This is a genomic window from Pseudomonas sp. AK106, assembly GCF_053903055.1.
In genome coordinates this window covers 3587064-3606785 of record NZ_CP096426.1, presented here as the reverse complement: position 1 = coordinate 3606785, position 19722 = coordinate 3587064, and the positions used below count along the sequence as shown (strand labels likewise).

The 19722-nt window shown below is 63.0% G+C and carries 19 protein-coding genes and 1 pseudogene; 8 read left to right on the top strand and 12 right to left on the bottom strand.

Annotation, left to right across the window (positions count from 1 at the left end):
- Positions 1-70 precede the first annotated feature (70 nt).
- The 4 genes from M1E04_RS15850 to M1E04_RS15835 all read right to left on the bottom strand — a co-directional run bounded on the left by M1E04_RS15850 (position 71) and on the right by M1E04_RS15835 (position 5109).
- Positions 71-1528, bottom strand: coding sequence for an N-acyl-D-amino-acid deacylase family protein (locus M1E04_RS15850; protein WP_456291678.1), 1458 nt, complete (start codon positions 1526-1528; stop codon positions 71-73).
- A gap of 4 nt (positions 1529-1532) precedes the next feature.
- Complete coding sequence (locus M1E04_RS15845; RefSeq protein WP_456291677.1) at positions 1533-2393, bottom strand: MurR/RpiR family transcriptional regulator; 861 nt, start codon at positions 2391-2393, stop codon at positions 1533-1535.
- Positions 2394-3743 (bottom strand): GntT/GntP/DsdX family permease, encoded by a 1350-nt coding sequence (locus M1E04_RS15840; RefSeq protein WP_065989551.1) that lies wholly within the window; start codon positions 3741-3743, stop codon positions 2394-2396.
- Between the two features lie 382 nt (positions 3744-4125).
- A complete protein-coding gene (locus M1E04_RS15835) occupies positions 4126-5109 on the bottom strand; it encodes a GlxA family transcriptional regulator (protein ID WP_456291676.1) in 984 nt (327 codons plus the stop codon).
- 163 nt (positions 5110-5272) lie between these two features.
- Here M1E04_RS15835 and M1E04_RS15830 point away from each other — a divergent pair, with 163 nt between their 5' ends.
- A complete protein-coding gene (locus M1E04_RS15830; RefSeq protein ID WP_065989554.1) occupies positions 5273-5953 on the top strand; it encodes a DJ-1/PfpI family protein in 681 nt (226 codons plus the stop codon).
- On the opposite strand, the gene M1E04_RS15825 is transcribed toward M1E04_RS15830, so the two are convergent.
- Positions 5950-6591: a TetR/AcrR family transcriptional regulator gene (locus tag M1E04_RS15825; RefSeq protein WP_456291675.1), complete on the bottom strand. Its 642-nt coding sequence runs from the start codon at positions 6589-6591 to the stop codon at positions 5950-5952. The genes M1E04_RS15830 and M1E04_RS15825 overlap by 4 nt on opposite strands.
- A gap of 131 nt (positions 6592-6722) precedes the next feature.
- Positions 6723-6884: a hypothetical protein gene (locus M1E04_RS15820; protein ID WP_456291674.1), complete on the bottom strand. Its 162-nt coding sequence runs from the start codon at positions 6882-6884 to the stop codon at positions 6723-6725.
- A gap of 15 nt (positions 6885-6899) precedes the next feature.
- Here M1E04_RS15820 and M1E04_RS15815 point away from each other — a divergent pair, with 15 nt between their 5' ends.
- Entirely contained in the window at positions 6900-7997 is a 1098-nt protein-coding gene (locus tag M1E04_RS15815; RefSeq protein ID WP_456291673.1) for an MBL fold metallo-hydrolase, read from the top strand.
- Between the two features lie 10 nt (positions 7998-8007).
- On the opposite strand, the gene M1E04_RS15810 is transcribed toward M1E04_RS15815, so the two are convergent.
- From M1E04_RS15810 to M1E04_RS15800, 3 genes are all read right to left on the bottom strand, one after another.
- A complete protein-coding gene (locus tag M1E04_RS15810; RefSeq protein WP_167355798.1) occupies positions 8008-8163 on the bottom strand; it encodes a hypothetical protein in 156 nt (51 codons plus the stop codon).
- Positions 8164-8209: 46 nt separating this feature from the next.
- A complete protein-coding gene (locus M1E04_RS15805) occupies positions 8210-9757 on the bottom strand; it encodes an FAD-dependent oxidoreductase (RefSeq protein ID WP_456291672.1) in 1548 nt (515 codons plus the stop codon).
- Positions 9758-9923: 166 nt separating this feature from the next.
- On the bottom strand, positions 9924-10412 hold the full coding sequence (locus M1E04_RS15800) for a GFA family protein (RefSeq protein ID WP_456291671.1): 489 nt from the start codon (positions 10410-10412) through the stop codon (positions 9924-9926).
- Between the two features lie 140 nt (positions 10413-10552).
- Here M1E04_RS15800 and M1E04_RS15795 point away from each other — a divergent pair.
- The 3 genes and pseudogenes from M1E04_RS15795 to M1E04_RS15785 all read left to right on the top strand — a co-directional run.
- Positions 10553-11323, top strand: a pseudogene (locus M1E04_RS15795) (MCP four helix bundle domain-containing protein); the annotation flags it as partial.
- Between the two features lie 42 nt (positions 11324-11365).
- Positions 11366-12229 carry a methyl-accepting chemotaxis protein gene (locus tag M1E04_RS15790; RefSeq protein WP_410929565.1) on the top strand — a complete coding sequence of 288 codons (864 nt, stop codon included), beginning with the start codon at positions 11366-11368 and terminating at the stop codon, positions 12227-12229.
- A gap of 281 nt (positions 12230-12510) precedes the next feature.
- Positions 12511-13755, top strand: coding sequence for a D-mannose isomerase (locus M1E04_RS15785; RefSeq protein ID WP_065989570.1), 1245 nt, complete (start codon positions 12511-12513; stop codon positions 13753-13755).
- Between the two features lie 75 nt (positions 13756-13830).
- Here M1E04_RS15785 and M1E04_RS15780 read toward each other — a convergent pair whose 3' ends face one another.
- Together M1E04_RS15780 and M1E04_RS15775 are read right to left on the bottom strand one after the other, a co-directional pair.
- Entirely contained in the window at positions 13831-14613 is a 783-nt protein-coding gene (locus M1E04_RS15780) for an exodeoxyribonuclease III (protein WP_456291670.1), read from the bottom strand.
- Positions 14614-14732: 119 nt separating this feature from the next.
- Positions 14733-15830, bottom strand: coding sequence for an AbrB family transcriptional regulator (locus M1E04_RS15775; protein WP_296314258.1), 1098 nt, complete (start codon positions 15828-15830; stop codon positions 14733-14735).
- Between the two features lie 102 nt (positions 15831-15932).
- Here M1E04_RS15775 and M1E04_RS15770 point away from each other — a divergent pair, with 102 nt between their 5' ends.
- Both M1E04_RS15770 and M1E04_RS15765 read left to right on the top strand, forming a co-directional pair.
- A complete protein-coding gene (locus M1E04_RS15770) occupies positions 15933-16835 on the top strand; it encodes a LysR family transcriptional regulator (protein WP_065989580.1) in 903 nt (300 codons plus the stop codon).
- Positions 16836-16901: 66 nt separating this feature from the next.
- Positions 16902-17123 carry a hypothetical protein gene (locus M1E04_RS15765; protein ID WP_065989581.1) on the top strand — a complete coding sequence of 74 codons (222 nt, stop codon included), beginning with the start codon at positions 16902-16904 and terminating at the stop codon, positions 17121-17123.
- Positions 17124-17290: 167 nt separating this feature from the next.
- Here the strand turns inward: M1E04_RS15765 and M1E04_RS15760 are convergent, their stop codons facing one another.
- The gene (locus M1E04_RS15760) at positions 17291-17794 is read right to left on the bottom strand and encodes a nucleoside 2-deoxyribosyltransferase (protein ID WP_456291669.1); all 504 of its coding nucleotides are present in this window, start codon (positions 17792-17794) and stop codon (positions 17291-17293) included.
- Between the two features lie 163 nt (positions 17795-17957).
- On the opposite strand from M1E04_RS15760, the gene M1E04_RS15755 reads away from it, so the two are divergent.
- Positions 17958-19619 (top strand): VRR-NUC domain-containing protein, encoded by a 1662-nt coding sequence (locus M1E04_RS15755; RefSeq protein WP_456291668.1) that lies wholly within the window; start codon positions 17958-17960, stop codon positions 19617-19619.
- Positions 19620-19722 lie beyond the last annotated feature (103 nt).

Here is a 19722-nt window from a genome sequence, read left to right as displayed (position 1 = left end):
GCCAGCGCGTACAGCTCAGATTTGCGGTGTGCCGCCTGACGTCTTCCCGGCTAAAGCCAGTCCTACAGAATCAACCAAACCCACCCACCAACGACCCACTCCTCGGCAAGAACCTCCCTTGCCGTTCCCCCTGCGGTTTGCCTTCGGCGTAGCTCAAATGCCCGTTCACCCACACCGCATCAATCCCCTCGGCAGCGCGCTTGGGTTCTTTGAAATCCGCCACATCGCGCACGGTTTCGGCGTTGAACAACACCAGATCCGCGCAATACCCTTCGCGCACGAATCCGCGATCATGCAGCCCGAAGCGTGTGGCGGTCAGTCCGGTCATCTTGTGCACAGCGGTGTGCAGCGGGAACAGCCCCAGATCCCGACTGAAATGCCCAAGCACCCGGGGAAACGCACCCCACAGGCGCGGGTGCGGGAACGGGTCTTCCGGCAGACCGTCCGAACCGATCATCGACAGCGGGTGCTTCATGATCCGCTGCACGTCGTTCTCGTCCATGCCGTAATACACGGCGCCAGCGGGTTGCAGTTTTCGTGCGGCCTCCACCAGCGACAGGCCCCAGTCGGCGGCGATGTCCTTCAGCTCGCGGCCGCCCTGGTCCGGGTGCGGCGTCGACCAGGTGATGGTGATCGGGAACGCATCCGTGACCTGCTTTAAATCCAGCGTTGAAGAGCTGGCCGCATAGGGATAGCAATCGCAACCCACCGGGTGGCTCAGCGCGGCGTTTTCCAGGGACGCCAGCAGCTGCGGGCTGCGGCCCCAGTTGCCGGCGCCCGCGCATTTCATGTGGGAAATAACCACCGGTGATCGGGCGTGACGGCCGATCGCGAACGCCTCGTCCATGGCCTCCAGCACCGGCTCGAACTCACTGCGCAGATGGGTCGTGTACACCGCGCCGAACGCCGTGAGCTCCTCGGCCAGCTGCTTGACTTCGTCGGTCTCGGCCGAGTAAGCCGAGGCGTAGGCCAGACCGGTGGATAGGCCCAGCGCACCGTCCGCCAGGCTGTCGCGCAATTGCCCGCGCATGGCGCTGATTTCATCAGCGCGCGCCGTTCGAAAAAGATCGTCCATGTGATTGCTGCGCAGCGCAGTGTGGCCAATCAGCGCCGCCACATTGACCGCCGGCTGCGCCGCATCCACCGCGTTGCGGTAGTCGATGAAGCGCGGATAAACGAACGCGGCGGCGGGACCCAGCAGGTTCATCGGGTCCGGCGGATCGCCCGCGAGCGTTACCGGCGAGGCGCTGATGCCGCAGTTGCCGACGATCACCGTGGTCACGCCCTGGGTGATCTTCGGCAGCATCGCCGGCTGGCGAATCACCACGGTGTCGTCGTGGGTGTGCACGTCGATGAAACCCGGGGCCAGCACGCGGCCGGCGGCGTTTATTTCTTCGCGGGCGGAGACGTCGCGGAGGTCACCGATGCGCTGGATGCGGCCGTCGCGGATGGCCACATCGGCGCGGTAACCGGGGGTATCGCTGCCGTCGATCACCAGCGCGTCGCGAATGATCAGGTCGTAAAGCATGGGGTCAGTCTCCAAGGGGCAGGCCGTCGTCGCCGCCGCGGTAGTCATCCAGCGCGAGTTTGATCCGTCGCAGCCGTTCGCGGTTGGCGTCGGGCGCCGTCAGTGCCAGTTCGGTGGCCAGCACGTCGATGGTCAGCAGCATGCCGTAGCGCGCGGCGGTGGGTTTGTAGATGAAATTGGTTTCGGCGATCTGCAGCGGCAGCAGGACATCCGCCCGTTCCGCCAGCGGTGAGCCGGGCAGGGTGATGGCGAGAATCTTCGCGCCATAGCTGCGGGCCAGGTCCACTGCGTCGAGCAGTTCAGGGGTGCGCCCGCTCAGTGAGCAGACAATGACGCAGTGCTCGGGGCCAAGGGTTGCGGCGATCAGGCGCATCATCACCGGGTCGCGGCTGGCGGCAATCGGGTAGCCGAGGCGCACCAGACGGGTCTGCAGTTCTTCGCTGCACAGGCTGGACGCGCCGCCCATGCCGAAGCTGTGAATCATCCGCGCTGGCGTCAGCAGAGCCACCGCCGCCTGGAAGCGCGACTCATCGAAACCGGCCAGATGCTGGCGCAGGGTGGACTCGATGTCGCCGACGATCTGGGTGAAAAACGCCGACTGTTCCGGCGCCTGCTCCGGGGTGAGGAAGCGGTTGCCCACGGCGCTGGCCTGGGCCAGTTGCAGGCGCAGGTCGCGCAGGTCCTTGCAGCCCACCGTGCGGGCGAAGCGTGACAGCGTGGCGCTGCTGACCTCGGCACGGGCGGCGAGGTCGTCGAGGCTGGCGCTGGCGGCAAAGGCCACGTCGCTGAGCACCAGCCTGGCGATGCGGCCTTCCCCGGCGCTGAAAGAGTCCTGACGGGCGCGGATCTGGTAAAGAATGTCCACTCAGATCACCTGCGCCAGCCCGAGGGTCAGGACGAAAGCAATCACCGATATCAGCGTTTCCAGCACCGTCCAGGTTTTGAAAGTCTGTGCCACGGTCATGTTGAAATACTCCTTGATCAGCCAGAACCCGCCGTCGTTGACGTGGGAAAAAATCACCGAGCCCGCGCCGGTTGCCAGCACCAGCAACTCCGGATGGGGATAGCCCAGACCCAGCGCGACGGGGGCGACGATGCCGGACGCGGTGGTCATTGCCACGGTGGCCGAGCCGGTGGCGACCCGCATCAGTGCGGCGAACAGCCAGCCCATCAACAGCGGCGACAGATGCCAGTCCTGCGCCAGACCGACAATCTCGTTGGTCACGCCGCTGTCGACCAGAATCCGGTTCAGACCGCCGCCGGCGCCCACCAGCAACGTAATGCTGGCCGTTGGTGCCAGGCACTCCTGGGTGAATTTCAGGATCGAATCCCGGGAGAAGCCCTGGGCGATGCCCAAGGTCCAGAAGCTTAGTAACGTGGCCAGCAGCAGCGCGATCACCGAGTTGCCGATGAACAGCAGGAAGCTGTTGAAGCCGCTGCCCGGCGTGGCAATCAGGTTGGCCCAGCCACCCAGCAGCATCAGTACGACCGGCAGCAGAATGGTCGCCATGGTGATGCCGAAGCTTGGCAGTTGGGCGCGGGGTTCGCGGTCGAGAAATTGTTTGGCCAGCGGGTTTTCATCGGGCAAGTGAATGTGCGGCACGATGAAGCGCGCGTAGATCGGGCCGGCAATGATCGCGGTGGGGATGCCGATGAGGATGGCGTAGAACAGGGTCTGGCCGACCGACGCCTGATAGGCCTGCACCGCCAGCATCGCGGCCGGGTGCGGCGGTACCAGGGCGTGGACCACCGAGAGGCCGGCGACCATGGGCAGCCCGACCATCAGAATCGACACGCCGACCCGACGTGCGACGGTGAAAGCGATGGGCACCAACAGCACGAAACCGACTTCGAAAAACAGCGGCAGCCCCACGAGAAAGGCGATGCAGACCATCGCCCAGTGCGCGTTGCGCTCGCCGAAGCGGTCGATCAAGGTGCGCGCCACCTGCTCGGCGCCACCGGATTCGGCCATCATCTTGCCGAGCATGGTGCCCAGCGCCACAACCAGCGCGATGTGCCCCAGCGTCTTGCCGACCCCGCCCTCATAGGACGCAACGACGGCATTGGCCGGCATCCCGGCGACCAGGGCGAGGCCGACGGACACCAGGGTGATGACGATAAACGGGTTGAGACGAAACCGCGCGATAAGCACGATCAAGGCGATGATCGCGACGGCGGCATAGACCAACAGAGACAGGCCGGTTGACGGAGGCATGCAACGGATTCCTTGCTGAGGATGAGGAGGTCAGGGCTTGGGCGGCGGCGGGGCTGAGCCTGTCGAGCTGAAACAGGGCAGGACTCCCCCGCGCAGTGGCGTTAACCGGTGCGCAGCCAGGCGGTGAAAACGATCTCGGCAGTGGATGTTGCAAGCGCCATCAGCGGCGAAAGAAGAACAGGGGCGGGACGATCACAGGCAGTCATTATTGTTATCTCTGATTTCGTGATGAAAATTAAATTACACGAAACAGGGTAAAAATTTCAATTAATGAAAATTAATTTCTCCATGAGCCTTGCCTTGTAACGCATCTCAGTCACGCAACGTCACCCCGGATTTGCCGGTCGGTGCATCCCATTAGTGGCAGCTTGTAGCGGCCAAGTCATGCCGCGCTGAAACGCTCTCGATACGCCTGGGGCGTCACCGATACCGCGCGCATGAAGCTGCGGCGCAATGTCTCTTCCGTGCCGAAACCGCAGCGGTCGGCGATGCGCTTGATTGGCAGCGCGCTGTCCCCCAACAGACGCCGCGCCGCTTCGACGCGCAACTGCTCGATGGCCCGCGCTGGCGTGTTGCCGGTGTGGGCGCGGTAGTGGCGGACGAAACTGCGCTCGCTCATGCCGACCTGCGCCGCCAGCGTGCCGACGGACAGGTCGCTGGCCAGGTTGTCGAGAATCCAGGCGTGCAGGTCGCCAAACCGGCTGCCCTGATCGCGGGTCTGGTGCTGCATCGACAGCGCCGTGCTGAATTGCGATTGCCCGCCCGGGCGCTTGAGAAACACCACCAGATCCCGCGCGACGGCCAGTGCGATGTCGCGGCCCAGGTCCGCCTCGACCATTGCCAGCGCCAGATCGATGCCTGCCGTCACCCCGGCCGACGTCCACAGTTTGTCCTCGTTGATGAAGATCGGGTCCGGGTCGACGCGCAGTTGCGGGAAGCACCGCGCCAGTTCGTCGCAACTGTCCCAGTGAGTGACCACCCGATGACCGTCCAGCACGCCGGCGGCGGCGAGCAAAAATGCGCCGGTACACACTGACGCCACGCGCCGGGCACTGGCGGATTGCGTTCGCACCCAGTCCACCAGAACCGGGTCCAGCAGCGCTGTGTGCACCGCGCCGCCACCGGCGATGATCAGCGTGTCCGAAGGCGTGGACGGCAGCGGGTGAGTGAGCAGTCCGAGCCCGGCGGAGGAGATCACGCTGCCGGGGTCGCGAGCGATAACCTCGGGCCGGTAAGGGATTTTTTTCAGGCCGGCTTCCTGCGCCATGACGTTGGCCGAGGCGAACACCTGCAGCGGTCCGGTGACGTCGAGTAACTGAACGTTGGGAAAGGCCAGAACATGAACCGGCCTGGGCTGATGGGGCATGGCGCGCTCACTGTGAAGATTGGCGTGAATTGTTGGCTTTATGGCGTATCCGCCAGAGGCTAGCCCTCTACAGTGCTTTCGTCCAGCCGGTGGCCTTCAGGTGCAACCGGCTGCTCGGCTCACGCATTCAGATGACCCACGTTTAAACGATAAGGAACACGCCATGACCCTGCATATCGGCCTGCTGGTATTCCCCAAAGTCCAGCAACTGGACCTGACCGGTCCCTACGATGTTTTCGCCACCATGCCCGGGGTGGTCGTGCACCTGGTCTGGAAAGATCTCGAGCCGCTGCAGTCCAGCACCGGCCTCACCCTTGTCCCGACCGCGACCTTCGCCGACTGCATCGACCTCGACGTGATCTGCGTGCCGGGCGGGGTAGGCGTCGATGCATTGATGGAAGATGCGCAAACCCTGGCGTTCATCCGGCATCAGGCCGCGACGGCTCAGTACGTGACCTCGGTCTGCACCGGCGCGTTAGTGCTCGGCGCGGCCGGGCTGTTGAAAGGCCGCCGCGCCACCACCCACTGGGCGTCCCATTCACTGCTGGAGCAGTTCGGCGCGATTCCGGTACACGAGCGCGTGGTGCGCGACGGCAACCTGATGACCGGCGGCGGCGTGACGGCGGGGATCGATTTTGCGTTGACGCTGATCAGCGAGGTGTTCGATCCGGATACGGCCCGGACCATTCAGCTGCAACTGGAGTACGCACCGGCGCCGCCTTACGATTCGGGGCGACCCGATACGGCACCGGCGAATATCGTCGGCGTCGCCATCGATCGCGCCATGCAGGGTTTGCTGGCCCGCAGGCAGATCGTCGAGCGCGTCACGGCGGCCATGGACTAACGGGCAGTGGCGGACCGAGATTTGTCGAGCGGGATTTCATACCAGCACAGGAACAGGTCGAGGGCCGACTCCACCACTTCGCGTTGCTTGTCCGGCGCGAGCAGGGGTTCGTTGAGGGTGACTTGTGGCCAGAAGGCGAAGGCCTTGAGCAACGCATGGATCTGCGACGCGGCGAACACCGGCTCGACGGCCTTGAGGCGGCCGTCCTGCTGGGCGCCGCGCACCCAGACGGTGAAGGTTTCTTCGCGCTGATTGAGTCGGCTGACCCAGACCTGCGCGCGATCGGGGGAGTGGATGGTCGCGCCGATGGCCACGCGGGCCAGGTCGATGAAATTGCTGTCGCCGAGGGTTTTCATTTTCGCGTCGAGCAATTCGCGCAGTTGATCGCGCAGGGGCACGCCGGGTTTGTACACCGCATCGGTCTGCGTCGCGGCGGAGGACCACAGACGATGGAGCATTTCGGAAAACAGCTCTTCCTTGCTGGGGAAGTGGTTGTAGACCGTGCGCTTGGAGACCTCCGCCCGGGCGGCGATGCGGTCCATGCTCGTGACCTCGAAACCGTTGTCGCGAAATTCGGCTATCGCCGCTTGAACAATGGCTTCGCGTTTACGGTCGGTCAGTCGCAGTGGGGCAGTCATGGATTCGCTTCTGTGAGGTGAGCCGGGCAACGAAGTCACCCGGCAAGAAAATTACACCGGGCAGTTTACTTCTCTTTGCCCATCGTGCAAGCTTGAAACTACACTGTGTAGTGTAGAAGCAGCCGGAAGCTTCAAGTTTTAAGCTTCAAGCTAAAGCCACGGCCAAAGCCAAAGCCAAAGCCAAAGCGCAAGGCGTACGTCATGCTCTTGCAGCTTGCAGCTTGCAGCTTGCAGCTTGCAGCTTGCAGCTTGCAGCTTGCAGCTTGCGCACGCGCCACCTTCACCCGTTTCATGGAGTCAGCACCCTCATGGCCTCGATCGACAAACACCTTGATTCACATCCTGCGCTGCCTGTCCTGACTCGGCGTGAAGGCCGCTATTTCAATCACAAGCCGATGGCGCGCTCAGGCTTCGTCAAGACCCTGCGCATCTTCTGGAACGCCCTGTTCAACAAACCCCACCACACCCGCCCGGCCGGCGAGATACCGGTTCAGCCGCTGTCGCGCCAGCAACTGTTGGCGGCGCCCGACAACACGGTCTATCGGCTCGGCCATTCCACCGTGCTGCTGAAACTGCGCGGTGAATACTTCCTCACCGACCCCGTCTTCGCTGACCGTGCCTCGCCGGTGCAGTGGGCCGGTCCGCAGCGCTTCCATCAGCCGCCGATCAGCCTTGCAGACCTGCCACCGCTGAAAGCAGTGATCCTGTCCCACAACCATTACGACCATCTCGATCACATGACCATCCAGGTGCTCAAGGACAAGGCCGAGCATTTCATCACGCCGCTGGGGGTAGGGGACACGCTGATCGAGTGGGGTGTGCCGGCGGCCAAGGTTCAGCAGTTGAACTGGTGGCAGTCGACCGATATTCATGGGATTCGCTTTGTGGCAACGCCGGCGCAGCACTTTTCAGGGCGTACGTTGCGCGACGGCAATCAGACGCTCTGGGCGTCGTGGGTGATGCTCGACGGCGAGCAGCGGATCTTCTTCAGCGGCGACACCGGTTATCACGACGGCTTCAAGTTGATTGGCGAGCAGTACGGCCCGTTCGACCTGACGCTGATGGAAACCGGCGCCTATAACGAGGACTGGCCAAACGTGCACATGCAGCCCGAAGAAACGCTGCAGGCGCACATCGACCTGCGCGGCAAGTGGCTGTTGCCGATTCACAACGGCACCTTCGACCTGGCGATGCACGCCTGGCACGAGCCGTTCGACCGGATTCTCGCGCTGGCGTGGGACCGCAGCATCTCCATCACCACCCCGGAAATGGGCCAGCCTTTTTACGTGCAGTACCCAAGTCGGGGCGAGGCGTGGTGGCTGAAGGTGGAGACCGCTGAGCAGCCTGCAACCAGCCGCTGCGCAAAGCAGCAAAGTGATCGTCAGCAGGCCACCAGCCGCGGCTGATGCCGCTGGTTCAGGGTTTGGCGTCGGTCGCGTCTGCCGGATGCTCCGTTTCCGGTGGTCGCTGTTGTTCACCACTTTGATTGGCTTGTTTGTGTTCCTCGCCGACCTTGCCTGCGTTTTCAGGCTTGTGGTCGAGGTCTTCGCGGTTGGACTCTTTATCAGGCATGGCGCCCTCCGGTATGCGGATAAATGAATGACGCTGAAGTGCGTGCTCAATCACCGATCTGGTTGATCAGCATCTGCGCTTCATCTTTGAACAGCGGTTGTTTCATGCGTTCGGCGAGCATCGCCATGGGCCGTTCGCGCCCACAGCTGACCACGGCCGCCACCACATTCTGCTTGCAGAAAAGCGCCAGGAAGTCGAACCGCTCCGCTTCGCCCAGGTAGACGATGTCGTCCCAGTCCTCTGCGTGGCCGAGATAATCCAGGCGCTTTTCAAAATGGTAGGTCCAGAAATACGGCACGTCGGTGTAATGCCGGTCTTCGCCGAGCATATTGCCCGTCGCGATACGTGCCTGCTGTTGGGCAAGCCGCCAGTGCTCGATGCGCTGCGGCTGGAGGTTGAGTGGAAAGGTGGCGATATCGCCTGCTGCCCACACATCCTTGCCTGCGCGCATGCCGTCGTCGACGGGGAGTGAGCCGTCTTCCTCCAGCTGAAGACCGTCGATGAAATGCGTGACCGGACTTACACCGACGCCAACCAACGCCAGATCCACCTGCAGTCGTTCACCATTGCTGAGCACGGCGGTCTGCAGCACCTGCTGGCCGTCCCGTTCAACGCCTTCGAAGCGACTGACATCGACGTGGGTGCGGAACAACACGCCGTTTTGCTCATGCAGCGCGCGCAGCGCCTTGCCGATGCGCTCGCCCAGGAGGCGGACAAACGGCACTTCGTGATGGGCCAGAATCGTGACGTTCACACCCTGTGTGCGCAACGCCGACGCCGCTTCCAGCCCGATAAAACTGTCGCCCACGACCAACGCGTGGCTGCCGGAGTGGACCGCCGCGAGAATTCGGCTGGCGTCATCGCGGCTGCGCAGCGTCAGCACCTGCGGCAGATCGGCGCCCTCCACAGGCAGCGCGCAGGGCTCGGCGCCCGTGGTGACCAGCGCCGCGTCATAGTCAAAGCGGCGCCCGTCCGCCAAGGTCACGCGCTTGTTGATGACGTCCAGCTTCATCACCTCGCCGTGCACCCGCTCGATGCGGTTATCCAGGTAAAACGCCTCCTCGCGCAGGGCAGGGATTTCATCGGTTTTCATTTCGGCGGACAGCACAAATTTGCTGAGCGCCGTGCGGTCGTAGCCGGGCGCGGCTTCTCTGTCGATGAGCCGTAATTGACCATTGAAGCCTTTTTCCCTCAACGCGCAGGCCGCCGCTGTGCCCGCGGCCCCGGCGCCAATGATGACGAAGCGGCGGCTGTCCTCGGCCAGTGTCGGCGTGTGAACGGCCATGGGCTGGTCATCGACGTGCACCTGGCCTTCGATGAGTTGAACGGGGTAACGGATAAGGGCGTCCAGGGCGGGCGGTTCGCACAGGTGGCCGTCGTCGATGGAAAATTCGGCTTTGTGCCAGGGGCAGATCAGGTGACCGTTGCAGATGGCGCCGTCCGCCAGGGGGGCGCCGGCGTGGGGGCAGAAGGCTTGAAACGCGCGGACTTCTTCGCCGTGCAGAACCAGTAGCGCCTTGGTTTCGCCAAACTCGACCTGGAGACCGCGGTCTCGATGAAGCTCGGTCAGGGTGGCGACTCGATGCAAAGGCATGTGCGCTTCCTCGTGGGCTTATTATTGGGCTTATCAGCGTTTAGTTGGGAGTGGGCCGGCGGGGGAGAGGTTCAGGGAATTATCCAGTGGTCGGTCGGGCGGGCGCTCCGTCGGCAGCCACTGCCAGAGGAACGCCCGACGCCTGTGCTCATTCCAGCGCGGCAGATTATTGAGTCAGCTTCAGCCGCTCATGCCAGTCGGCAATCGACTCTTCAGGGTAGGCCTCGAACTGCTGGTCATGGGGCCCTGCGGCGACTTCCACCCACGGCGCTTTGGAGTTCAGCAGCAGGTGGGTGTGCTCCGGCGGGGTCGGCAACGGCGTGTCGATCGCCGATGCGAAGGGATGAATCAGCGCCGGCCACTCGGGGCTGAACAACCACAGCCCGCTGCCGCACCGCTTGCAGAAATGCCGTTCGGCGCTGCTGATGTGGGTTTCGTGACCGTCGTCATCGCGCATTTTGGCGTGGTAGATGGCGATGTTGTCCTTGCCTTCGACGGTGAGGGTTTTCGCGTCGCCGCCCAGGTTGATCGCGTAACCGCCGCCACCTTGGGTCTTGCGGCAGATCGAGCAGTAGCAGCGCTGATAAGGATAGGGATGGGCGCTTGTCAGGCTGAATGCGACAGCGCCGCAGTGGCAGGAACCTTCCAGATGCATGATTCACCTCGGTTCAAATGGGGTATGGGGCTCAAGGGTCTAGACCCCGCATGCTGGCAGGGTTCGATGTTTTCTCGAACAGGCGTTCGGATTCTTAGTGGGACGACGGCTAAAGAACCCTGCGGCAATGTCGATAAGCCATGGTCATACGACGACTTTGCGTCCCGCCCCTACAACAACGAGCCCCCGCTATGAGCCTACGCAACCTGACCATCGCCCGCCGCGCCGGCCTTGGGTTTACCCTGATTTCCCTGTTGGTCGCGTTGCTCGGCTGGTTCGCCCTGAGCCAGATGTCGACGATTCGACAGAGCGAGGTGGCGGTCGAGAGCAACTGGATGCCGAGCATGCGTCTGGTCAACGATATCCGCGAAGCGATGCTGCGCATTCGCACCATCTCGCTGCGGGTCGCCCTCGACGCCGATCCAAAAAACGTCAGCGTTTATAAAGGCCAGATGGACGCACGTTCGAAAATCCTTGATGAAAAACTCACCAGCCTCGACGCCTTTATCGACACGCCGGAGGAGAAGGCGCTGTACGGCAAATTCCGCGCGACCCTGGTTGAGTATCAGCGCGGTTTGACCCAGTCATTCGCCCTTGCCGAAAGCGGAGAGCTAAAGGCACTGAACAAGCTGCTGCTGGTGGACATGAAGACTGCCGTCGACAACTCCGGCGCGCAATTGGGCGATCTGGGTGATTTCTACTCCCATCAGGTTGAGCTCGAAGGTGCGGCCGCCGAAGCGCAATACGGCAAGTCGCGCAACGTGGTGCTGGTGTTCGTGCTGATCGCGGCGCTGGCCACCGTGGTGCTCGCGGTGTGGCTGACCCGCAGCATCGTGCGGCCGTTGCAGCAAGCGGTTGATGCCGCCGAATATGTGGCGAAGGGCGATCTGACCCACGACATTCGCGTCGAAGGCAATGACGAAGTCACCCGATTGCAGAGCGCGTTGCAGCAGATGCAGACCAACCTGCGCTCGACCCTGAGCCTGATCGGCAACTCGGCGAGCCAGTTGGCGTCGGCCGCCACGGAGCTGAATTCGGTGACCGAAGACAGCCATCGCGGCCTGCACCAGCAGAACGCCGAAATCGAACAGGCCGCCACGGCGGTGAACGAGATGACCTCGGCGGTCGAGGAAGTCGCGCGCAACGCGGTGTCGACGTCCCAGGCCTCGAGCGAATCGAACACCGCGGCCCGCGACGGCCAGAGCCGGGTCATTGACACGGTCAATTCGATCCAGACCCTGTCCGGCAACGTCCAGCACACCTCGGACCTGGTGCAGACCCTGGCCGAGCAGTCCAAGGACATCGGCAAGGTGCTGGACGTGATCCGTTCCATCGCCGAGCAGACCAACCTGCTGGCGCTGAACGCCGCCATCGAAGCCGCACGGGCGGGCGAGTCCGGACGCGGGTTTGCCGTGGTCGCCGATGAGGTGCGCGCACTGGCCCACCGCACCCAGCAGTCGACCCTGGAAATCGACAAGATGGTCACCACCATGCGCAGCGGTTCCACCGAAGCGCTGGAATCGATGTCGGTGAGCCGCACCCGCGCCACAGAAACACTGGGGCTGGCCCAGGGTGCGGGCGAGTCGCTGAACCGGATCACCACCTCGATCAACGAAATTTCCGAGCGCAACCTGGTCATCGCCAGCGCTGCCGAAGAGCAGGCCCAGGTCGCCCGGGAAGTGGACCGCAATATCGTCAACATCCGCGACCTGTCCATGCAATCGTCGTCCGGTGCCAACCAGATCAGCGCGTCGAGCAATGAACTGTCCCGGCTGGCGGCGGAGTTGAATCAGGTGGTGACGCGCTTTCGGGTTTGATTGCGGAGTTCAAAGCCCTCAAAGGCTTCCCGCCTAAAGCCGGTCCTACAGGCTGCACACGCAAGTAGGACCGGCTTCAGCCGGGAAGGGGCCGGTTTGAGCACTCTCAGTTTTTCGGTGTAGCGAATGACGTCTTCCCGGCTTAAGCCGGTCCTACAAACGTCCCACAGTCCGCGCCTTTCACCTCATTCACTTGCCTGTCGCTGCCCTCGGCTTGCATGATTCGCCCCGACTAATAATTCCTGGCGGGCCGAACCTGCCGACAAGATAGGTGAAGGGCAATGGATGACGTGAATCGCGATTTCAGCAGTTGGCTGCGCTCCCCGGGTCACACGGCCTGGCTGATGCAGGAGGGCAATCGGCTGCTGGCGTTTGCCAAGGCCTCGAAGCTGCCCCAGGGCTTCGGCAATCTGGACGATTTCGGCCGGCTCCCCGCCGATGCCGTGGCCGAAACCATGAACACCGCGCGCATGACCCACAGTTTCGCCATGGCCCACATCAACGGTATTCCCGGTTGCGCCGCGCTGGTCGATCACGGCATCGCCGCACTGGCCGGGCCGTTGCGCGACGCTGAGCACGGTGGCTGGTTCGCCAAGCCTCTGGAACACAGCGACGACACCGGCAAGAACGCCTACCTGCACGCCTTCGTTGCCCTGGCCGCCAGCTCTGCAGTGGTTGCCCGTCGCCCCGGCGCGCAGGCGCTGCTGGAACAAGCGATTCAGGTGATCACCGGGCACTTCTGGAGCGAGGAAGAGGGCGCGATGCGCGAATCCTTCGACCGCGACTGGAGCAACGAAGAAGCCTATCGCGGCGCCAACAGCAACATGCACAGCACCGAGGCGTTTCTCGCCCTGGCCGACGTCACTGGCGATGCGCGCTGGCTGGAACGGGCGCTGAGCATCGTCGAGCGGGTCATCCATCAGCACGCCGCCGGCAACAATCATCAAGTGATCGAGCATTTCACCCTGCAGTGGCAGCCGATGCTCGACTACAACGTCGACAAGCCCGACGACGGTTTTCGCCCCTACGGCACGACGCCCGGCCATGCCTTCGAGTGGGCGAGGCTGGTGCTGCACCTGGAGGCGGCGCGGCGCAAAGCCGGGCTGGAAACGCCGGCCTGGCTGCTGGAAGACGCGCGGGGATTATTCGAAAACGCCTGCCGTTATGGCTGGGACGTCGATGGCGCGCCGGGGATCGTCTACACCCTCGACTGGGAAAACCGCCCGGTGGTCCGCCATCGCCTGCACTGGACCCACGCCGAAGCGGCCGCCGCCGCAGCCGCACTGCTGCAACGGACCCACGAGCAGCCATACGAAGACTGGTACCGGACGTTCTGGGAATTCAGCGAGACCCTGTTCATCGATTACGAAAACGGCAGCTGGCGCCACGAGCTCAACTCGCAAAACCAGCCCAGCGCCGACATCTGGGCCGGCAAACCGGACCTGTACCACGCCTATCAGGCCACGCTGCTACCGGTGTTGCCGCTGGAGCAGAGCCTGGCGACGGCCTTGGCGAGCCGGGCCTAGTCCGCTGGGTCCTGCGCAGTCTCAAGGCCAACACTCCTACAGGTGATGTGTTGTTTGAGGAACGGTGCATCTCGCTTAAACCTTCAACTCGATCCACGTCGGTGCATGGTCACTGGCGTGGGGCAGGTCCCTGACCCAGCGATCCACGCCCGCATTTTTAAGTTTGGGCGCCAGGTCCTTGCTCAACAGCAGGTGGTCAATGCGCAGGCCGGAGTTGGTCTTCCAGTGGTTGCGGAAATAATCCCAGAACGTGTAAATCCGCTCGTCCGGGAATTTCGCGCGCAGGGCGTCGGTCCAGCCCTGGTCCAACAGGCGCTCGAAGCAGGCGCGGCTTTCCGGTTGCAGCAAGGCATCCTTCAGCCATGAGCGGGTGTTGTAGATATCGTTGTCGGTGGGGATGACGTTGTAGTCCCCGGCCAGCACCACCGGATGCTCGCTGTTGAACAGCGAGTCGGCGTGTTTGATGAAATGCTCGAACCAGTCCAGTTTGTACTCGAACTTCGGTCCCGGCTGCGGGTTGCCATTGGGCAGGTACAGGCAGCCGACGATCACGCCCTGAACAGCTGCCTCCAGATAGCGGCTGTGCTTGTCCTTCTCATTGCCCGGCAAACCCCGGCGAATCTCCAGCGGCTCACTGTCGCGGGACAGAATCGCCACGCCGTTCCACGACGGCTCGCCCTGCCAGATCACGCCGTAGCCGGCATTGCGGATGTCGTCGGCGGGAAAGGCTGCGTCGGCGGCCTTCAGTTCCTGCAGACAGACGATGTCGGGCGCTTCCTTTTCCAGCCATTGCAACAGAATGGGCAAACGCGCGCGGATGCCGTTGATGTTGAACGTGGCGATTTTCAGCGTGGCCATGGCGTCCGCCTCCAGTGAGTGTGAAGGGTTGGAGGTCGCAGGAGCGATGAAGATTCCGTCAGACTGCGCGCGCGAGACTGTGTGCGCGAGACTATGGGCGCGAACCCGGCCGAGCGGATTCACGCAAAGCGGTGCGACACGCGAATCACCTGCCGGGCGATGTACGCGCCGGTCACAATCACAGCGAACAGCCGCAGCGTCTGCATCGCCAGCACGAAGCCGACGTCCGAATGGGTGTCGATGGCAATGATCGCCATGGCGTCAAGGCCGCCGGGGCTGGTCGCCAGGTACACCGAGAGAAAGTCCTTGCCCATGATTTCAGCGATGCCCCAGGCTGACAGGGCGCAGAGCAGGATCAGCACCAGCGCGCCGGCGATCATCGCGGGCAGCCGCCGCCAGACATAGCTGATGGTCACGCGGTCGAAGCGCAGGCCGATGTAACTGCCGATCGCGCCGTAGGCAATCGCCAGCACCCAGGTGGGCAGGGTGATCTGCAGCATGCCGCTCAATTGCAACGCGCCGCCGAGCAGCAAGGGCACCAGTAACGCCCCGGCCGGCAACCGACTGCCGAGCATCACGCCGACCCCGATCACCAGCAGGCTCAGCCCCAGATTGAGCAGGTTCATCCCGTGCAGCAGCGCGTCGGTGCTATGGGTGTCCGAACCGCCAGCATCGGCGCCGATCAGCCGGCTCACCAGCGCGCCGACCATGACCACGCAGACCACCCGCACGTATTGCATGGTGGCGACCACCCGGGAGTCGGCGCCGTAATCCTCGGACATCGCGACCATCGCCGACGCCGCCCCCGGTGAAGTCCCCCACGCCGCGGTGCTGCTCTGAATGCCGCCCCAGCGCGCCATGGCGATGCCGACCACCGCGCTCAACGCGACGGTGAGCAAGGTGGCGAAGACCATCACATGCCACGACTGCATCGCCGCCAGCAAAACGCCAACGGTCATGGAGTGGGCGACCAGCACGCCGACGGTGCCCTGACCCAGGCGGAACACGTGCTTGTTGAGGCGAACACTGGCCCCGGCAACGCCGAAGCCGATTGCCACCAGCATCGGCCCAAGAAACAGCGCGGCGGGGACGTGGAAGTACTTGAACAGTTGGCCGGCGCTACCGGCCATGAGGATGAGCAGCAACCATTGGGTCAGCGGGTGCTGGTGGGCGAGGGCGAACGAGGCGGGGCGTGGCAACGCGGATCTCCAGAGCATTGGCGATTCCTGGTAGGTGTTTTCCAATGACGCCCAGTATCGACAGCGCAATCGATCAAGTCTATTTTCTAATAATCATGAATTGATAACTTTGGTTGATATATGGACCTGCGTGACCTGACCTATTTCGAAACCATCGCCGAGCTCGGTCACCTGGGCCGGGCGGCGGAAAAACTCAATCGCAGCCAGCCGGCGTTGACCAAAAGCATCCAGCGGCTGGAGGAGTCCTTCGGCACCAAGCTGTTCCAGCGCGACGGCCGCCGAATTAAGCTCACGCCGGTGGGGGAACTGCTGCAGGCGCGGGGCAAGGTGCTGCAGCAAAGCATCGCCCAGACCCAGCGCGAGGTGCGCGATTTCGCCAGTGGCGCGGTAGGGGATATCCGTCTGGGCTGTGCGGCGACCATGGCCGAGTACCTGCTGCCCGAGCTGACCAATGCGTTGCTCAAACGCTCGCCTCAAGTGACCCTGAAACTGGTGATCGGTCAGGACGATATGCTGCGCGAACAGCTGCGCTCCGGGCACCTCGACATGATCATCTGCGCCCAGCGCGGCGCCGAAGAGGAGTTCACCTTCTACCCGATCCTGACCGACGAAGCGGTGGTGATCGCCAGTCGTAATCACCCGATCTTTAAGGCGCCGTTCGAGATGCGCGACCTGTGTCGCTATCGCTGGGTGTTGCCGCCGTCCGGGGTGTCGTCGCGCATCTGGGTCGACGACGCCTTCGCCCGCCACGACCTGCCACTGCCGGACGTGCAAATCGAATCCAACTCGATTTCCCTGCTGCCCCGACTGATCGCCCAGACCAGTCTGCTGAGTTTCATTGCCCGGGAGACGCTGGAGTTCGGCAAGAACATGCAGGACCTGCGCGAGGTGCAGCTGGAACAAACCACCATGGAACGCACCCTGTGCGTCATGCTGCGCCGCGAAGGCTATCTGTCGCCTGCCGCCCACGCCATGGTGCGGATGCTGCGCGACGACGGCGGATCCTTCCTCAGTTTGTCCTGACCGGTGCTTTTAACCCGCCGGGTGGGTTAGCCTGCACACAGACATTCAACTTCCGGAGCGTCAACGATGCAGGTACAGATCCAGCCACAGACCCGCCAGCCGGGCGCCCACGCCATCGCCTATCTGGCCCACGATGGCGAGCATTTCGGCGGCGATCAGTCGCCCCTCAACGACGCCGATTCCGACGAAGACCGCGACCCGGAGGGCGAACTGGATTTGAGCGAACTGGATCTGGACGAGTTCGCCGACGCTGACAAGCTGGACATCAGTTCGTCGAACCTGGAATAGGTGAGGGCGTTCGCGATCGCATGACCTTAGTGACGACACCGCAGATGGATCTGCCGTCTAAGGATCTGTGGGAGCGAGCTTGCTCGCGAAGACGGCAGTACATCCGCCAGATATTCAGCGGATGTACCCACCACTTCGCGAGCAAGCTCACTCCTACAGGGTTGAGTTCAGTCAGCTAGATACGCAGTTAACCCCTCAATCGCTTCTTCGGCCGTCTTGCTACTGCCAGCCCAGGTACACGCCAGCATCAAATTACGCGGCAAACCGAAATCCTCCACCTGAAACCCCTGCGCGTCGAAGCCTGCCGCGTCATGGGCAATTTGCTCGCGCAACGAGCCATTCGCTGCGAAATACGCCCAGACCGGTTTGCCCAGCGCAACGGCCATTCCCACTTCGAAAGCCGTGCCTGAATCCGGCTCGGCGCCGCGAAACGGGTCGAGGTTGGCCAGCACCGCGTCGCAGCCTTTGATCATCGCGATATTGGCATTGCAAATGACCGCGGCGGCCTCTTCAGGCGACAGCCCCTGAGGCACTTCGTTATCAAAAGGGTACAAACCCTCAAGACCGTGCCGAGCGCAGAGGGCTTTCAACGCGCGGCCGTGCTCGATGGCGTCGGCGCGAAACACGTCGAAGCCTGCGAGATAAACGAGGGGTTTGTCAGCGGAAGCCATGACGATCTCCTGAAAAATGCGTGAAGGGAGTGTAGCGGGTGGGCAGCGCTCTTTGGTCCGCGCCGTTGATCGGGCGGGCGCCATCCTACAGCAGTCAGGGCTGGAATCTGTACGGATAACCAGTATCCTGACGCTCTTCCGTCAGCCTTTACGTGACCTCGCCGTGAGCCTTTCCCCCCTCGACAATCCGTTTTATTACCTGGAGAACTTCCGCCAGGTCCTGAACTGGATCGCCCAGCGCTACGACGACCTGCTCGATGAAGACGAGCGTCGCTTCATCGACGATTTTGCCCAGCTGCCGCAGCCAGCACAGGCCTTGCTGGTGCGCATGGTCATGCGCAAAGGCACGCTGTTCCGCGCCAGCAAGCTGGATTACGCCGAGATCGGCGATGTCCGGTTGGCCGCCGCGCCACTGCTGGAATCCGGCTGGGTCGACGGTCAGCCTCATCTGGACCTTCACGCTCTGTTCGCGCTGCTGCGCAAAGATGAGCTGGGCCAGTGTTTCAAAGCCCACGGCGTCAAAAGCGCCGAGAAAAAATCCGACCTGCTGCAGCGCCTGCTGCCGATCTACGAATCGCCCCAGCGCCTGGAGCACTGGTTTGCCGGGTTTGAAGAAGTGATCTTCGCCCTCCAGGTCATGCCCCTGTGCGACCGGCTTCGCTTGCTGTACTTCGGCAACCTGTATCAGGAGTGGTCGGAGTTCGTGCTGGCGGACCTGGGCATCTATCGGTACGAAAAAGTCGAGTTTTCCGTCGAATCCCGTGGCATCAACCAACGCGCCGACATCGACACCTGCGTGCACCTGCACAGCTGCCGACAGGCGCTGGACGACGGCATGGCATTGACCGACCTGGCGCCGCAAGCGCTGGCGGTCACGACCGACAACCCCTGGCTGGCCATGCGTCGCGCCAAGCTGTTGTTCAAGATCGGTCAGCAGGCCGAACGCGAACAGGACTGGCCGCTGGCGCTCAGCGTCTACGCGCAGTCCAGCTACCCCGGCGCCCGCGTGCGCAGGATTCGCGTGCTCGAACGCAGCGAGCAATTTCTCGACGCGATGACGTTGCTGCTGGAAGCCCAATCGGCGCCTGAAAACGACGAAGAAACCCAACACCTGCTGCGCATACAGCCGCGTCTGAAACGCAAGCTGGGCGAGGGCAGCGTGCAGAAACGGTTGAAACGAACGGTCACTCGGCTTGATTTGAGCGTGCTGCCGCTGCCCGATCACAGCGTCGAACGGCTGATCCAGCAGCACCTGGCGGAAGAGGGCAGCGAGGTGCACTACGTCGAGAATGCGCTGGTCAATTCGCTGTTCGGTTTGCTCTGTTGGCGGGCGATCTTCGCGCCACTGCCGGGGGCTTTTTTCCACCCGTTTCACAGCGCACCGAGTGACCTCTACAGCCCGGACTTTTACCAACGCCGCGCAGCCCTGTTCGACGAATGCCTGGCGCAGCTCGACGACCAGCGTTACGAAGCAGTGATCCGCGACACCTACCTCAGCAAATTCGGCCTGCAATCGCCCTTCGTGTTCTGGGGCGCGCTGACCCCCGAACTGCTGGATCAAGCGCTGCATTGCCTGCCGGCGCAACACCTCAAACGCTGGTTCCGCCGCCTGCTGCAAGACATCAAAGCCAACCGCACCGGCATGCCCGACCTCATCCAGTTCTACCCCGAACAACGCCGCTACCGAATGATCGAAGTCAAAGGCCCCGGCGACCGCCTGCAAGACAACCAACTGCGCTGGATCGACTTCTGCGCCGAACACGACATGCCGGTGGTGGTGTGCTATGTGAAATGGGCGGAAGAAGAAGTGCGGGCGGTGGGGTGAGCTGGGATTGGCTGACGCGGGGACAGATTAATTTACGGTGAAGCGCTGTAAATAAATCAGTCCCCTTTAAACAAAAGGCTTCCCGGCTAATGCCGGTCCTACT

Bases quoted from the DNA above. Each gene is read 5' to 3' on its own strand.
- M1E04_RS15850 (WP_456291678.1), bottom strand. From the start codon at position 1,528: ATGCTTTACGACCTGATCATTCGCGACGCGCTGGTGATCGACGGCAGC.
- M1E04_RS15840 (WP_065989551.1), bottom strand. From the start codon at position 3,743: ATGCCTCCGTCAACCGGCCTGTCTCTGTTGGTCTATGCCGCCGTCGCG.
- M1E04_RS15835 (WP_456291676.1), bottom strand. From the start codon at position 5,109: ATGCCCCATCAGCCCAGGCCGGTTCATGTTCTGGCCTTTCCCAACGTT.
- M1E04_RS15830 (WP_065989554.1), top strand. From the start codon at position 5,273: ATGACCCTGCATATCGGCCTGCTGGTATTCCCCAAAGTCCAGCAACTG.
- M1E04_RS15825 (WP_456291675.1), bottom strand. From the start codon at position 6,591: ATGACTGCCCCACTGCGACTGACCGACCGTAAACGCGAAGCCATTGTT.
- M1E04_RS15820 (WP_456291674.1), bottom strand. From the start codon at position 6,884: ATGAAACGGGTGAAGGTGGCGCGTGCGCAAGCTGCAAGCTGCAAGCTG.
- M1E04_RS15815 (WP_456291673.1), top strand. From the start codon at position 6,900: ATGGCCTCGATCGACAAACACCTTGATTCACATCCTGCGCTGCCTGTC.
- M1E04_RS15810 (WP_167355798.1), bottom strand. From the start codon at position 8,163: ATGCCTGATAAAGAGTCCAACCGCGAAGACCTCGACCACAAGCCTGAA.
- M1E04_RS15805 (WP_456291672.1), bottom strand. From the start codon at position 9,757: ATGCCTTTGCATCGAGTCGCCACCCTGACCGAGCTTCATCGAGACCGC.
- M1E04_RS15800 (WP_456291671.1), bottom strand. From the start codon at position 10,412: ATGCATCTGGAAGGTTCCTGCCACTGCGGCGCTGTCGCATTCAGCCTG.
- M1E04_RS15790 (WP_410929565.1), top strand. From the start codon at position 11,366: ATGCAGACCAACCTGCGCTCGACCCTGAGCCTGATCGGCAACTCGGCG.
- M1E04_RS15785 (WP_065989570.1), top strand. From the start codon at position 12,511: ATGGATGACGTGAATCGCGATTTCAGCAGTTGGCTGCGCTCCCCGGGT.
- M1E04_RS15780 (WP_456291670.1), bottom strand. From the start codon at position 14,613: ATGGCCACGCTGAAAATCGCCACGTTCAACATCAACGGCATCCGCGCG.
- M1E04_RS15775 (WP_296314258.1), bottom strand. From the start codon at position 15,830: ATGCTCTGGAGATCCGCGTTGCCACGCCCCGCCTCGTTCGCCCTCGCC.
- M1E04_RS15770 (WP_065989580.1), top strand. From the start codon at position 15,933: ATGGACCTGCGTGACCTGACCTATTTCGAAACCATCGCCGAGCTCGGT.
- M1E04_RS15765 (WP_065989581.1), top strand. From the start codon at position 16,902: ATGCAGGTACAGATCCAGCCACAGACCCGCCAGCCGGGCGCCCACGCC.
- M1E04_RS15760 (WP_456291669.1), bottom strand. From the start codon at position 17,794: ATGGCTTCCGCTGACAAACCCCTCGTTTATCTCGCAGGCTTCGACGTG.